Raw genomic sequence first — 14,689 nt, forward strand, 5'->3', positions numbered from 1 at the left:
ATCGAAAGTAATTAACGTTTTTGGTTGGCCTGCATGTGCCGAAGGTATTCGTTGATTAACCCCTCACGAACCCCACTATCAGCAAAAATGACCTGTTTTGAATTAATTCGATTAATAATTGAAACTAATGGCAACAATCCCCCAACAATAATGTCAGCACGGTCAGATTCTAACCCCGAAATTTGTTTTCGTTGGGCATTGTCACGCGCAACCAAAATTTCAAACGTTTTCAAGACCTGGGTCTGCTTTAATTGGTAACGATTCAACCGGTGGGACCGATTAAGGTGTTGATGGTGCTGATTGATCCTAGCTAGCGCCCGGGTTGCACCACCTAGTAAAACGAGGGGATAACGGTAAGCCCATTTTAACCAGAATACCCGGTGCAATTCTTGTTGGATATAGCATTCGGCGTTAAATAAATCTGCGGCGTTAATCCGACTTCCTAGGTGATAGTGCTCAGATAGGCTCACTGCCCCCATTGGCAGGCTAATTAAGTTCTTTTTCTTGTGATTTTGCACTAACACAAGTTCCATGCTAGCACCGCCAATATCAACTAGAATGTAGTTGGGTTCCTTAATATTATTAACGACTCCCAAGTAATCATAGTAGGCCTCTTGGTTCCCGGATAAGATTTTAATCCGTAATCCCAAGACATCCCGGACCTTTTTCAAAAAGGTTGATTGGTTATTAGCTTGGCGGACCGCGGCGGTTGCGATTACTTTAACGTGCACGTTTGGATATTCCTTATAAACATTTTGGAAATTTTGCAGTGCACCTATCGTTCGCTTAATCGCCGCTGGTCTTAATAGCTTTTCACGCCCCATCCCTTCGGAAAGGCGGCTATCATTTTTTACTCTCTTAACTTCACGATACGATCCATCACTTTCAATTTGATTGATTGCCATTCGCACTGAATTGGAACCGATATCTAAAATTACAAAATTTTCCAATTTTAACACCCTTCTTTAAATAACGATTTAGTTCAGTGTTTATTTAAAGTAATTAATCCCGATTGCATCCCGAACTTCTTGAAGGGTTTGGTTAGTAACAGCTTGAGCTCGTTGGCTGCCGGCTTTCAAAATGTCATAAACCGCTGCTGGGTCCTTAGCAAATTCTTCACGTCTAGTTCGAATTGGTTCTAATTCAGCTTGGAGAACTTCATTTAAGTAACGCTTGATTTTAACGTCCCCTAGTCCACCATGCCGGTATTGTTGCTTTAATTCTTCAACATGGTCTTGATCCTTGTCAAAAATATCAAGGTAGGTGAAAACAGTGTTCCCCTCTACCTTTCCGGGATCTTCAACGTGAATGTGATCAGGGTCGGTATACATTGACATGACCTTTTCCTTAATCGTATCTGGATCATCAGCTAGGTAAATCGCGTTCCCAAGTGATTTACTCATCTTAGCATTACCGTCTAGTCCTGGAATCCGACCCATTTCCTTTGGTGGGAAGTAGCCTTCTGGTTCCACCAAAATTTCCTGCTTATAAATGGAGTTAAAAGACCGGACAATCTCTCTGGTCTGTTCAAGCATTGGTTCTTGGTCAGCCCCGACTGGAACCGTATTAGCCTTGAACGCAGTGATGTCAGCGGCTTGACTAACTGGGTAGATGAAGAAACCGGCTGGGACACTTTGCCCAAAGTTTTTTTGCTTAATTTCAGTCTTAACCGTTGGGTTCCGGTTCAAACGAGAAACCGTTACTAAGTTAAGGTAGTGCATGGTCAATTCATTTAACGCTGGTAATTGAGATTGAACACAAATCGTTGATTTTTCGGGATCAATTCCAACTGCTAGGTAGTCTAAGGCCACCTGTAGTAAACTGTGTTGAATTTTTTCAGGATCACGAGCGTTGTCAGTTAACGCTTGCATATCTGCAATTAGTAAGTAGGTATCGTAATCCCCTGAGTTTTGTAATGCCACCCGATTCCGTAATGAACCAACATAGTGTCCAATGTGAAGTTTCCCCGTAGGGCGATCTCCAGTTAAAATTACCTTTTTATCCGTCATAATAATCCATCCTTTCTAAAAAAGGCGTGCTACTGGATGAATAATCTCCAATAGGACGCCTTTAACGTGGTACCACCTATGTTGCAAGCGCTTAAACTTGCCACTATTTTCCGATAAGGGGGAACCCATCTAACCATTTCGTCAACCCATGGTCAATTTCAGCGCTTATGACCTCTCTGTCTGGTAGGGGCAACTACTTTTAAACATTTATAATCATCTAATATTTTAATTGATTACTAATTTAATGTCAAAGTGAGTTTGATTGACATTTGGCCTTTTTCAACCTAAAATTATTGCACGTTGAAAAGGATTTTAGGAAACGGAGGAATCAGTTTGGAACCCGGTGAATACCAAAAAGAACAAAAACGTGTTGATTCAATTGTAAAACAGATTAAGTCTAGAATTGAAAAGACAAAGGTTGATTTGTCAAAAGCACATGAAGAAACCAAAAACGTTCAACAAAACTACAGTGCCAATACTTCAGTTAACTACTTTGAAGTTGATGACCGAATTGAAACCAGTGCTGAATTGCAACAACAAAGAGGATTAGTTAACCGGGACATTGAAAATGAAACCATCATTAAACGCCATTTAAATACGCTGAAGGAATTAGCTAATTCACCGTATTTTGGGCGAATTGACATCCTAGATGATGGAGAAACAACCCCAGAACAACTATACATCGGGACTGCATCATTCGTTGATGACCAACAAAACTTTTTAGTTTATGATTGGCGGGCACCCATTTCAAGTATCTACTATAATGGAACATTGGGTAAGGTTAGCTATACCACCCCTGCCGGTCGGCTATCAACCGAGCTACTAAAAAAACGACAATTTCAAATCCAAGCAGGCCAAATTGATAACATGTTTGATACCAACGAAACCGTTGGTGATGAAATGCTTCAACACGCTCTTGGGGAACAAAACGATGAAACGATGCAAAATATCGTTGCCACGATTCAAAGTGAACAAAACGACATTATTCGTGATACCACCAGTGATCTGCTAGTAGTTCAAGGGGTTGCAGGATCTGGAAAGACATCCGCTATTTTACAGCGAATTGCATTTCTTCTCTACCACAGCAGAAGCTCGTTGGTTGCAGATCAAATCGTGCTACTATCGCCTAACAAGTTATTTAGTCATTATATTTCAGACGTACTGCCTAGCCTGGGTGAGCGTAACATGCGCCAGGTGACCCTTGCTGAGTTCTTTAACCACCGCTTTGAAGGTTTAAAAGTCCAAACCATTTTTGACCGATATGAAAATCAACAGGTACTCAGCTCAGAACAAATCGCAATTCATAATTATAAGGGCAGCGCGCAATTTATGAATGATCTCGCTAATTACGTTGCTAATATTGCAGCTGATGATATTCAGTTCAGTTCAATCGGATTTAGAGGAAAGCCATTTTTTACCGCTGAGGATATTCGTTCTATCTATCAACAATACCCACAGAGTATGCATACTTCTCAAAGAATCTTAAAAACTAAAAATCAACTAATTCGCACTTTAAAACGGCGGATTCATACCTCCATTCATGATAATTGGGTCAATAAAGAATTAGAAAGTCTTAGTGAGGAAAGAATTAGAACAATGATGAAGGGTAAGCAATTGCGCGACTTTCAAGGTCAAGACGATGAGCGAGACTTCCTAGCAACTAAAATTGTTAAAAAGGAGTATCGCATCATCTATGATGCGATTTATAATAATAACTTCTTTGATCCATACATCCAATATGAGCAATTCTTAAAACAGCTTGACGTCCCTGACCATATTTCAAATCAGGAATGGGAACAATCCGTTAAGCAGTTTTCAGATCAACTGGAAAATCATCAATTAAGTTTGGATAATGCTGCGCCACAATTGTACTTACGTGATTTAATTACTGGTGAAGGTCGCAATCGGGCAATTAAATACCTATTTATCGATGAAATGCAGGACTATTCAATCGCCCAATTAGTTTATTTAAGATTTATATTTTCCAATGCCAAATTTAATTTAATTGGGGACAGTGAACAGGCCCTTTTTAAAGCGGTTGAAAAACCTAACGACCTCCTAATTAAGTTGGATGCAGCTTTTAAAACGAAGCACTCCCGATTGATTACCCTCCGGAAGTCTTATCGTTCAACTTATCAGATCACAACGTTTGCTAAGTCATTACTTCCAGATGGAAACGAAATTGAGGCTTTCAATCGGCAGGGACCAATTCCAGAGATTATTGTCCGATATGATAATAAAGTGGCGATTAATAGCCTAAAGGCTTCCATTAAGCAACAATTGTTAGATAATGGTACCGTTGCAATTATCACCAAGAATATGGATGAAGCTAAGTTAATCTATCATCATCTATATCGGGAATTTAAAACCACCCTCCTAGATGATGCTGATCGAACGCTGCCAAAGGGAGCAATTGTATTACCGGTTTATTTAGCTAAGGGACTAGAATTCGACTCCGTAATTGGTTGGAACGTCTCTGATAAAAACTATGATTCAACCGATTTAATTGGCACCCTTTATACGATTGCAACTAGGGCCATGCACAGCTTAATATTAATTAGTATTGGTCCAGTTAGTTCATTAATTACTAAAGCTGGTGTCCCAAATAACGCGTTTAAAATCGATCATCAAATTAGTTCGCATAACTAATTAGAACAATAAAATCCAGTTGCCCTAGAAATGGGAACTGGATTTTTTGTTTTAACGCAATATTAATTTGAGAAGCCGTTTCCGGGATTTGAACCCGGGACCTCTTCCTTACCATGGAAACGCTCTACCTCCTGAGCTAAAACGGCATTGTTAAATTAAAAGGACCTTCGTTATTCACGAAGGTCCTTAGTTTGCGTGGCAACGTCCTATCCTTGCAGGGGGCGATCCCCCAACTACTTTCGGCGTTCAAAAGCTTAACTACTGTGTTCGACATGGGAACAGGTGTATCCTTTTGGCCATCATCACCACACTATTTAACTGTGAGAACTTCGTTCTCTCAAAACTAGATAATATTTTATTCTTCCGTGAGAACTACCTTACTTGGTTAAGTCCTCGACCAATTAGTACTGGTCCGCTCCATGCATCACTGCACTTCCACTTCCAGCCTATCTACCTGATCATCTTTCAGGGGTCTTACTTCCATAAAGGAATGGGAAATCTCATCTCGAGGTGGGTTTCACACTTAGATGCTTTCAGCGTTTATCTCATCCATACATAGCTACCCAGCGATGCGCCTGGCGGCACAACTGGTACACCAGCGGTATGTCCACTCCGGTCCTCTCGTACTAAGAGCAGCTCCTCTCAAATTTCCTACGCCCGCGACGGATAGGGACCGAACTGTCTCACGACGTTCTGAACCCAGCTCGCGTACCGCTTTAATGGGCGAACAGCCCAACCCTTGGGACCAACTACAGCCCCAGGATGCGATGAGCCGACATCGAGGTGCCAAACCTCCCCGTCGATGTGAACTCTTGGGGGAGATAAGCCTGTTATCCCCAGGGTAGCTTTTATCCGTTGAGCGATGGCCCTTCCATACGGTACCACCGGATCACTAAGCCCGACTTTCGTCCCTGCTCGACCTGTATGTCTCGCAGTCAAGCTCCCTTCTGCCTTTACACTCGTCGAATGATTTCCAACCATTCTGAGGGAACCTTTGGGCGCCTCCGTTACTGTTTAGGAGGCGACCGCCCCAGTCAAACTGCCAACCAGACACTGTCTCCCACCACGATCAGTGGTGCGGGTTAGAGTGTTCATACAGCGAGGGTAGTATCCCACCATTGCCTCCATCGAAACTAGCGTTCCGACTTCTATGGCTCCTACCTATCCTGTACAAGCTATACAAACACCCAATATCAAGTTACAGTAAAGCTCCATGGGGTCTTTCCGTCCTGTCGCGGGTAACCTGCTTCTTCACAGGTATCTCAATTTCACCGAGTCTCTCGTTGAGACAGTGCTCAGATCGTTACGCCTTTCGTGCGGGTCGGAACTTACCCGACAAGGAATTTCGCTACCTTAGGACCGTTATAGTTACGGCCGCCGTTTACTGGGGCTTCGTTTCTGGGCTTCGCCGAAGCTAACTCATCCACTTAACCTTCCAGCACCGGGCAGGCGTCAGCCCCTATACTTCATCTTACGATTTTGCAGAAACCTGTGTTTTTGATAAACAGTCGCCTGAGCTTTTTCACTGCGGCTGCACATAGTGCAGCACCCCTTCTCCCGAAGTTACGGGGTCATTTTGCCGAGTTCCTTAACGAGAGTTCACTCGCTCACCTTAGGATTCTCTCCTCGACTACCTGTGTCGGTTTGCGGTACGGGTAGTTAACTACTAACTAGAAACTTTTCTCGGTAGTGTGACATCAACGACTTCCCTACTAAATTTCGGTCCTCATCACACCTTGTCAACCCGGTATTAAGCATTTGACTCAATACCTGACTTAGTGCTTGAACATCCATATCCAACAGGATGCTACGTTTAGCCTCCTACGTCCTTCCATCGTTCAAACATAGTTAACTAGTACAGGAATCTCAACCTGTTATCCATCGCCTACGCCTCTCGGCCTCGGCTTAGGTCCCGACTAACCCTGGGAGGACGAGCCTTCCCCAGGAAACCTTAGTCATTCGGTGGATCAGATTCTCACTGATCTTTCGCTACTCATACCGGCATTCTCACTTCTAAGCGCTCCACCAGTCCTTACGGTCTGACTTCATCGCCCTTAGAACGCTCTCCTATCACGTAACAAAGTTACGTCCACAATCTCGGTAATATGCTTAGCCCCGGTAAATTTTCGGCGCAGGATCACTCGACTAGTGAGCTATTACGCACTCTTTAAATGGTGGCTGCTTCTGAGCCAACATCCTAGTTGTCTATGCAACTCCACATCCTTTTCCACTCAGCATATATTTAGGGACCTTAATTGGTGGTCTGGGCTGTTCCCCTTTCGACGGTGGATCTTATCACTCATCGTCTGACTCCTGGATATAAATCAATGGCATTCGGAGTTTATCTGAATTTAGTAACCCAAGACGGGCCCCTCACCCAAACAGTGCTCTACCTCCATGATTCTCGACTCCAAGGCTAACCCTAAAGCTATTTCGGAGAGAACCAGCTATCTCCAAGTTCGTTTGGAATTTCACCGCTACCCACACCTCATCCCAGCACTTTTCAACGTACACGGGTTCGGCCCTCCGGTGTGTTTTACCACACTTTCAGCCTGGACATGGGTAGATCACCTGGTTTCGGGTCTATCACAACATACTCAAACGCCCTATTCAGACTCGCTTTCGCTACGGCTCCGACTTCTCATCTTAACCTTGCATGTTATCATAACTCGCCGGTTCATTCTGCAAGAGGCACGCTATCACCCATTAACGGGCTCTAACTGCTTGTAGGCACATGGTTTCAGGAACTATTTCACTCCCCTTCCGGGGTGCTTTTCACCTTTCCCTCACGGTACTGGTTCACTATCGGTCACTAGGGAGTATTTAGCCTTGGGAGATGGTCCTCCCGGATTCCGGCAATGTTTCACGTGTATTGCCGTACTCAGGATCCTGAACTGAGGGAATTAGATTTCGTCTACAGGGCTATCACCTTGTGTCGCAGAACTTCCCAGATCTTTCGACTATCTAATTCTTTGGTAACTCAAATGTTCAGTCCTACAACCCCACTGAGTAAACTCAATGGTTTGGGCTGTTCCCCGTTCGCTCGCCGCTACTGAGGGAATCGAATTTTCTTTCTCTTCCTGTGGGTACTTAGATGTTTCAGTTCCCCACGTCTGCCTTTCAATGAGTATGAATTCGTCATTGAATAATAAACGATAAAGTTTATTGGGTTTCCCCATTCGGAAATCTCCGGATCAAAGCTTACGTACAGCTCCCCGAAGCATATCGGCGTTAGTCCCGTCCTTCATCGGCTCCTAGTACCAAGGCATCCACCATGCGCCCTTAATAACTTAACCTATTACCACGAAGTGGTATTTGGTTAATTGAGTAAATACGAATAAACTAATATAAAAAACTCAAAATAACGCGGTGTTCTCGGTTGAAATTGTATTTAATACAATTCAATAATTTGGAAAAATTAAAATATTATCTAGTTTTCAAAGAACCAAGTTTGAGAGTAGACCTCTCAAAACTAAACAAAACTATGACTGCATAAGGTTCCGAATTATTCCTTAGAAAGGAGGTGATCCAGCCGCAGGTTCTCCTACGGCTACCTTGTTACGACTTCACCCTAATCATCAGTCCTACCTTAGGCGGTTTGCTCCTCAAAAGAGGTTACTACACCGACTTTGGGTATTACTAACTCTCATGGTGTGACGGGCGGTGTGTACAAGACCCGGGAACGTATTCACCGTGGCATGCTGATCCACGATTACTAGTGATTCCAACTTCATGCAGGCGAGTTGCAGCCTGCAATCCGAACTGAGAACGGCTTTAAGAGATTAGCTTAACCTCGCGGTTTTGCGACTCGTTGTACCGTCCATTGTAGCACGTGTGTAGCCCAGGCCATAAGGGGCATGATGATTTGACGTCGTCCCCACCTTCCTCCGGTTTGTCACCGGCAGTCTCACTAGAGTGCCCAACTTAATGCTGGCAACTAATAATAGGGGTTGCGCTCGTTGCGGGACTTAACCCAACATCTCACGACACGAGCTGACGACAACCATGCACCACCTGTCATCCTGTCCCCGAAGGGAACGGCTAATCTCTTAGCTTTGCAGGAGATGTCAAGGCCTGGTAAGGTTCTTCGCGTAGCATCGAATTAAACCACATGCTCCACCACTTGTGCGGGTCCCCGTCAATTCCTTTGAGTTTCAACCTTGCGGTCGTACTCCCCAGGCGGAATGCTTAATGCGTTAGCTGCGGCACTAAAGGGCGGAAACCCTCTAACACCTAGCATTCATCGTTTACGGCATGGACTACCAGGGTATCTAATCCTGTTTGCTACCCATGCTTTCGAGCCTCAGCGTCAGTTACAGACCAGACAGCCGCCTTCGCCACTGGTGTTCTTCCATATATCTACGCATTTCACCGCTACACATGGAGTTCCACTGTCCTCTTCTGCACTCAAGTTTCTCAGTTTCCGATGCACTTCTCCGGTTAAGCCGAAGGCTTTCACATCAGACTTAAAAAACCGCCTGCGCTCGCTTTACGCCCAATAAATCCGGACAACGTTTGCCACCTACGTATTACCGCGGCTGCTGGCACGTAGTTAGCCGTGACTTTCTGGTTAAATACCGTCACGATGTGATCATTTCCTATCACACCCATTCTTCTTTAACAACAGAGTTTTACGAGCCGAAACCCTTCTTCACTCACGCGGCGTTGCTCCATCAGACTTTCGTCCATTGTGGAAGATTCCCTACTGCTGCCTCCCGTAGGAGTATGGGCCGTGTCTCAGTCCCATTGTGGCCGATTACCCTCTCAGGTCGGCTACGTATCATTGCCTTGGTAGGCCATTACCCCACCAACAAGCTAATACGCCGCAGGTCCATCCTAAAGTGATGCAAACGCATCTTTCAAACAAAAACCATGCGGTTTTTGTTGTTATGCGGTATTAGCACTTGTTTCCAAATGTTATCCCCCGCTTTAGGGCAAGTTACCTACGTGTTACTCACCAGTTCGCCACTCACTTCGATGTTAAGTCAAGTTAATGCAAGCATCAACTATCATTAACGGAAGTTCGTTCGACTTGCATGTATTAGGCACGCCGCCAACGTTCGTCCTGAGCCAGGATCAAACTCTCATCTTAAGATGAAAAGCTCAACGTTAGCTCTTCTTTAAATATTGTTACTTTTAAGCGAATTGACTTCGCATAAGATTTTTGTACTTCATATTAAATATGAAGTTCCTTACACATTTTTGTCATAATTTTGTTCAGTTTTCAAAGATCTACTTGAATGCGTCGTTCATAACGACAACTATTTAATAATATCAAATCGTCAACTGGATGTCAACAACTTTTTAAAATTAATTTGAACAACCATTTGAACAGCCGTTAGTCGGAATGAATAATGCAAGTAATAATATACCGCGTTCAAAGTTTAATGTCAACCTAAAAGTAAAATTAATTTTGAATTAAATACCTTTACAATCAAAGTTACCATATTATAAACAAAAAATGGAGTAAGGCTAATAACATTAACCTCACTCCATTTAAACGTAATTACTTAGTGACACGAGCTAAATAGTAGCGTTTCTTTCCTTTTCTAACGACCACAAACTTACCGTCAAAATCATCACTTGGATTAACAATGGCTTCAACATCATCAACCTTTTCACCATTAATTCTAATTGCACCATTCTTAACATCTTCTCTAGCCTGACGTCTTGATGGTTCAATCTTAGTATCATCAACTAGCCACTGGATAATATCGTTTGGTTGAGCACTAATGTCAACGCTTGGCATGTTTTTAAACCCTTGTTCAACTTCACTTACAGTTAGATTCTTAATTCCGTTAGTAAACAATGCCTTTGTGATATTTTGTGCTTCTTCAACCGCTTTTTCACCATGAACGAACTTAGTAACTTCTTCAGCTAATCTACGTTGTGCTTCACGCTTCTGCGGTTCGGTCTTCACCTTCTCGGCTAAGGCTTCAATTTCTTCATGGTTAAGGAAAGTAAAGTACTTAAGATACTTTACAACATCCCGGTCATCTTGATTAATCCAGAATTGGTAAAATTCATATGGAGACGTCTTCTTAGGATCAAGCCAAACTGCTCCACCAGCAGTCTTCCCAAACTTAGTTCCGTCAGCTTTTAACATTAATGGAATCGTCAATCCGTAGGCCTTAGCATCAGCGCCTTCCATCTTATGAATCAAGTCAATTCCTGAGGTAATGTTCCCCCATTGATCAGAACCACCAATTTCAAGTTGCACATCGTTGTTCTTAAATAGATGCAAGAAGTCAATTGATTGCAGAATTTGGTACGTAAATTCAGTAAATGAAATTCCAGCGTCCAAACGACTAGCAACTACTTCTTTATTTAGCATCGTATTAATGTTAAATACTTTTCCATAATCACGGAGAAAATCAAGTAGTGATAGTTTCGATAACCAATCATAATTATCAACAATGGTAAATCCACCGTCTTGGCCAAATAGTTGAGTCATTTGAGCAGTAAGCGCCGCTTCGTTATGCTTAACTTGATCCATGGTTTGGAGCTTTCTTTCAGCCTTTTTACCACTTGGGTCCCCAATTGAACCGGTTGCGCCCCCAACTAAAATTACCGGATGGTAACCAGCTAATTGGAATCGCTTTAAAATCATGAATGGGATTAAGTGTCCAATATGCATACTGTCTCCAGTTGGATCAATCCCTGCATATAGACCAATCTTTTTTTCAGATACCAATTCTTTTAGCCCATCTGCATCGGTTTGTTGATTAATCGCTCCACGCCAATTTAAATCATCAATAATATCCATCTTAGTTCCTCCTTAATTAATAACAAAAAATCCCCTACAACTTATTAAATAAGCCATAGGGGACGAAATGAGTTCCGCGGTACCACCCAAGTTATCGTTAATAACGATCACTCAATCATTAATAACGAAATGACCCGGCAAATAAATTGCACGCTCCATAGGTGTAATTTCTTAAATAAACCGCTTAGCTCACAGCACCGCTAAGTTTCTGAATTCTCAAATTTATTTAATACTAGAACTACTTCTCAGCATTTGTTTAATTATCAATATCATAATAACGAAATGCTGTTTTGTCAATAATTACTTGATTTTAGCTAATTGCTTTTCAACTCGTGGTAACAATACCTTGAGTGCAGCTTGTTGAGCTTCAGCTTGAACCTGTTTTTTAGCAGTTGCAGTGGCTTGTTTAACGACCGCCTGCTTTTCACCACTACTCATATTGGGGTCTTCCTTTTCAGCTAGTGCTAGTTGCTTTTGAACTGCTGATTGGACCTTTTGTTGGAGCGCAGCTTGTTGCTGTGCTTGTGAAGAAGCGGATTCCTTTTGAATTTTTGCTTGTTCTTGCTTCATGATGGTTGGCAACGCCTTCACTTGCTTAGCATTTAGGACTAACCAACTCTTTGGAACGTAGAGCGTATTCGTCCGATGATAAACAGATGGCTTCTGTGCTAATCCATACATGAACCGTTCAAAACTATTTTTATATTCCCACCGAACCGTCTTGGTAACTAGCTTTGGCTTGGTAAGGTTACTACTCTTAACTACTACGTTCGTAACGTCAGTATCTGGTTTCAGCGTCTTCTTAGAACTTCCGCTCTTGTAAATAATCGCCTTGTCCTTACTATTGCTTTGCCCAACTGGTTGATCAATCACCATGTTCATTTGTGGTGATAATGAAGCAACCTTGGTGGTCGTCTCAGTTGAGGAGACCTTGTGCATCCCATAGTGATATTTAAAGTTCGCCACCGCGAGGAACATTGTTCCAATCAAAATAACCGTAAAAATAGAACTTAAAATTAAATGAATTGGTTGTTTATTTAATAGGTTCCAAGATAAGAAGAACAGGACTGCAACGACAACTAATAAAATAATAATCATTATTTACGTCCTCCTTCCACTGATGATTCTGGAACACTCTTACCCTTTTTAAGCATGAAGGTAAACCCTAATCCAATTAAACCAAAGATAAACGCAACCAAGAATGCAGCATGATAACCACTAAGAACAGCATCAAGCATCTTAGACTTGTATTGAAGTGGGTCGACAGTTAAGAGGTGATGAGCTGGCTTGGCGTTATTAGTAACATTAGTTAAGACAGAAGTCATAACAGCTGTTGCAATTGAACTGGCAATTTGACGAAGGGTGTTATTAGCAGCAGTTCCATGGTTCATCATATTAATTTGCAGAGCATTCATACTGTAAGTAGTAATTGTCATCATTGACATTGCAATCCCACAGGAACGAATTGCATAAATTATTACCACGTACATAATTGGCATGTCAGTTGTTAGGAAGAAGAATGGAATCGTTCCAATTGTTAGGAGCAAGAATCCACTAATTCCTAAGTAACGAGCACCATACTTATCAAAGATCCGCCCAGTAAATGGACTTAACACCCCAATCATCATTGCTCCGGCTAACAAAGTTAACCCTGAATGAAAGGCGTTATAACCACGAACAATTTGAAGATATAATGGTAGAATCATTTCAAATCCAATCAATGACATCATTGCCAGTGATCCAATTATTGAACCAACGGTAAATTGCTTGGATCTAAAAACATTTAGGTTAACCAGTGGGTTAGCAGTCTTAAATTCACGAACGACAAATAATACTACAAATAAAATTCCGATAAGTAATGTAGATATAACTAAGCTACTTCCCCATCCCTTATCACCAACTGATGAAAATGCGTACAACGCACTCCCAAAACCAATTGTTGACAACAATAATGATGGAAAATCAAGTTTCGTTTTGCTAGTAGGTAAAATTGGCTTCATCGCCCATAAACTACCAATAATTACAATCGCCACAATTGGAATGATCATTCCAAAAATATCACGCCATTGGGCATTAACAATGATCCATCCTGAAACGGTTGGCCCAATTGCAGGGGCTAGTCCAATTACCACTCCGGATAGTCCCATCGCAGTTCCCCGCTTTTCCGGTGGAAAAATTGACAACATGATTGTTTGAAGCATTGGCATTGAAATCCCAACCCCAACGGCTTGAATCAAACGACCAGATAGTAAGGTTGCAAAGTTTGGTGCGGCAAAACACATCACCGTTCCAACTTCAAAAATAACCATTGCAGATATATATAACCACTTAGTATTAAAGCGACTTGATAACCAAGCAGTAACTGGAATTAAAATCCCATTTACCATTAGAAAACCACTGGTTAACCATTGGACGGTGGATGTATCAATATTGAAAACATCCATCAACTTAGGATATGCAGTGGCCAATAAGGTCTGGTTTAAAACGGTACAAAAAGTACCAATTAAAAGGAACAGTACCAATAGCGTTCTGCTATAGGGATTTCCCTTTTGATCTAACGGCTTATCCATTAGAGAACTCCTTCTTTCCGTAAAATAGCATTAATTAAACATTTACTTTCTTCAATTTATAATTTAGCACCGCACTAGATATTTGTCAACTAAATTGACAAATACATCAAATGTTATATAATCATTATATATTATTAAGGATAGTTATAATTAAAGCAGAAAGGAAGCCCCTAATATGGATAGTGAAAGCAGTGAATTCAAAGAAGTTAGTAGCCGCATCTTTAACCTCTTTAAAAATGATGACTTCTCATTTGGAATTGGTGACATCGCTAATTACAGTAAAATCCCACAAAGCAAGCTCCGCTACTGGGAAAAATGTGGTTATATTAAATCAAAAAAATGCTCTCGGAATCAAAACCGGAAATATTCATACCACACCCTAATGAAAGTCCAATTAATAAAATCCTACCTAGAATCAGGATTCACTTTAAGCACCGCCGCTGACAAAGCCACTCAGTTTAGTAATTACAACTCCGTTATTGCTAACATGCTAAAGACTCGGGTACAAGAAATTGGCACAATTGATAGTAAACCGGCAATTAACATGGGAACCATTGACAGTAATCCAGATAAAACCATTTATTTCATTGATAACGGTGATGAGGTTAAGGCCATCATTAAAAATAATAACTAATTTGAAACTTTCAATTTCTTAACCCAGGAATTGGAAGTTTTTTCATTATTAAAATTCTTGA

The 14,689-nt window shown here is 41.8% G+C and carries 7 protein-coding genes, 1 tRNA gene, 3 rRNA genes and 1 other annotated feature; of the genes, 2 read left to right on the forward strand and 9 right to left on the reverse strand.

Annotated features, from left to right (window positions below; all coding sequences use genetic code 11):
* Positions 1–11: 11 nt before the first annotated feature.
* Together HZL42_RS00240 and trpS are read right to left on the reverse strand one after the other, a co-directional pair.
* Positions 12–950 (reverse strand): Ppx/GppA family phosphatase, encoded by a 939-nt coding sequence (locus HZL42_RS00240; RefSeq protein ID WP_219053733.1) that lies wholly within the window; start codon positions 948–950, stop codon positions 12–14.
* 39 nt (positions 951–989) lie between these two features.
* Positions 990–2,009: a tryptophan--tRNA ligase gene (gene trpS / locus HZL42_RS00245; RefSeq protein WP_219053734.1), complete on the reverse strand. Its 1,020-nt coding sequence runs from the start codon at positions 2,007–2,009 to the stop codon at positions 990–992.
* 333 nt (positions 2,010–2,342) lie between these two features.
* On the opposite strand from trpS, the gene helD reads away from it, so the two are divergent.
* The gene (gene helD, locus HZL42_RS00250; protein ID WP_219053735.1) at positions 2,343–4,658 is read left to right on the forward strand and encodes an RNA polymerase recycling motor HelD; all 2,316 of its coding nucleotides are present in this window, start codon (positions 2,343–2,345) and stop codon (positions 4,656–4,658) included.
* A gap of 73 nt (positions 4,659–4,731) precedes the next feature.
* Here helD and HZL42_RS00255 read toward each other — a convergent pair.
* The 7 genes from HZL42_RS00255 to HZL42_RS00285 all read right to left on the reverse strand — a co-directional run bounded on the left by HZL42_RS00255 (position 4,732) and on the right by HZL42_RS00285 (position 13,994).
* Positions 4,732–4,804: transfer RNA gene (locus HZL42_RS00255), tRNA-Thr, on the reverse strand.
* 47 nt (positions 4,805–4,851) lie between these two features.
* A 5S ribosomal RNA gene (gene rrf, locus HZL42_RS00260) occupies positions 4,852–4,968 on the reverse strand.
* A 71-nt stretch (positions 4,969–5,039) separates the two neighbouring features.
* Positions 5,040–7,954, reverse strand: a 23S ribosomal RNA gene (locus HZL42_RS00265).
* Positions 7,955–8,174: 220 nt separating this feature from the next.
* Positions 8,175–9,750 (reverse strand): 16S ribosomal RNA (locus HZL42_RS00270).
* The 16S, 23S and 5S rRNA genes sit together here with 1 tRNA gene alongside, the layout of an rRNA operon.
* Before the next feature lie 414 nt (positions 9,751–10,164).
* Positions 10,165–11,424: a tyrosine--tRNA ligase gene (gene tyrS, locus HZL42_RS00275; protein WP_219053736.1), complete on the reverse strand. Its 1,260-nt coding sequence runs from the start codon at positions 11,422–11,424 to the stop codon at positions 10,165–10,167.
* Between the two features lie 55 nt (positions 11,425–11,479).
* Positions 11,480–11,680 (reverse strand) — a binding site (T-box leader).
* A 44-nt stretch (positions 11,681–11,724) separates the two neighbouring features.
* Complete coding sequence (locus tag HZL42_RS00280) at positions 11,725–12,522, reverse strand: DUF4811 domain-containing protein (RefSeq protein WP_219053737.1); 798 nt, start codon at positions 12,520–12,522, stop codon at positions 11,725–11,727.
* Entirely contained in the window at positions 12,522–13,994 is a 1,473-nt protein-coding gene (locus tag HZL42_RS00285; RefSeq protein ID WP_219053738.1) for an MDR family MFS transporter, read from the reverse strand. The genes HZL42_RS00280 and HZL42_RS00285 overlap by 1 nt, the downstream gene beginning before the upstream one ends.
* 175 nt (positions 13,995–14,169) lie before the next feature.
* On the opposite strand from HZL42_RS00285, the gene HZL42_RS00290 reads away from it, so the two are divergent.
* A complete protein-coding gene (locus HZL42_RS00290) occupies positions 14,170–14,628 on the forward strand; it encodes a MerR family transcriptional regulator (protein WP_219053739.1) in 459 nt (152 codons plus the stop codon).
* Positions 14,629–14,689: the final 61 nt, after the last annotated feature.

Origin of the sequence: Lactobacillus sp. Sy-1 (genome assembly GCF_019303535.1) — a bacterium.
Classification (GTDB): Bacteria; Bacillota; Bacilli; order Lactobacillales; family Lactobacillaceae; genus Nicoliella.

Bases quoted from the DNA above. Each gene is read 5' to 3' on its own strand.
- HZL42_RS00290 (WP_219053739.1), top strand. From the start codon at position 14,170: ATGGATAGTGAAAGCAGTGAATTCAAAGAAGTTAGTAGCCGCATCTTT.
- HZL42_RS00280 (WP_219053737.1), bottom strand. From the start codon at position 12,522: ATGATTATTATTTTATTAGTTGTCGTTGCAGTCCTGTTCTTCTTATCT.
- tyrS (WP_219053736.1), bottom strand. From the start codon at position 11,424: ATGGATATTATTGATGATTTAAATTGGCGTGGAGCGATTAATCAACAA.
- trpS (WP_219053734.1), bottom strand. From the start codon at position 2,009: ATGACGGATAAAAAGGTAATTTTAACTGGAGATCGCCCTACGGGGAAA.
- HZL42_RS00285 (WP_219053738.1), bottom strand. From the start codon at position 13,994: ATGGATAAGCCGTTAGATCAAAAGGGAAATCCCTATAGCAGAACGCTA.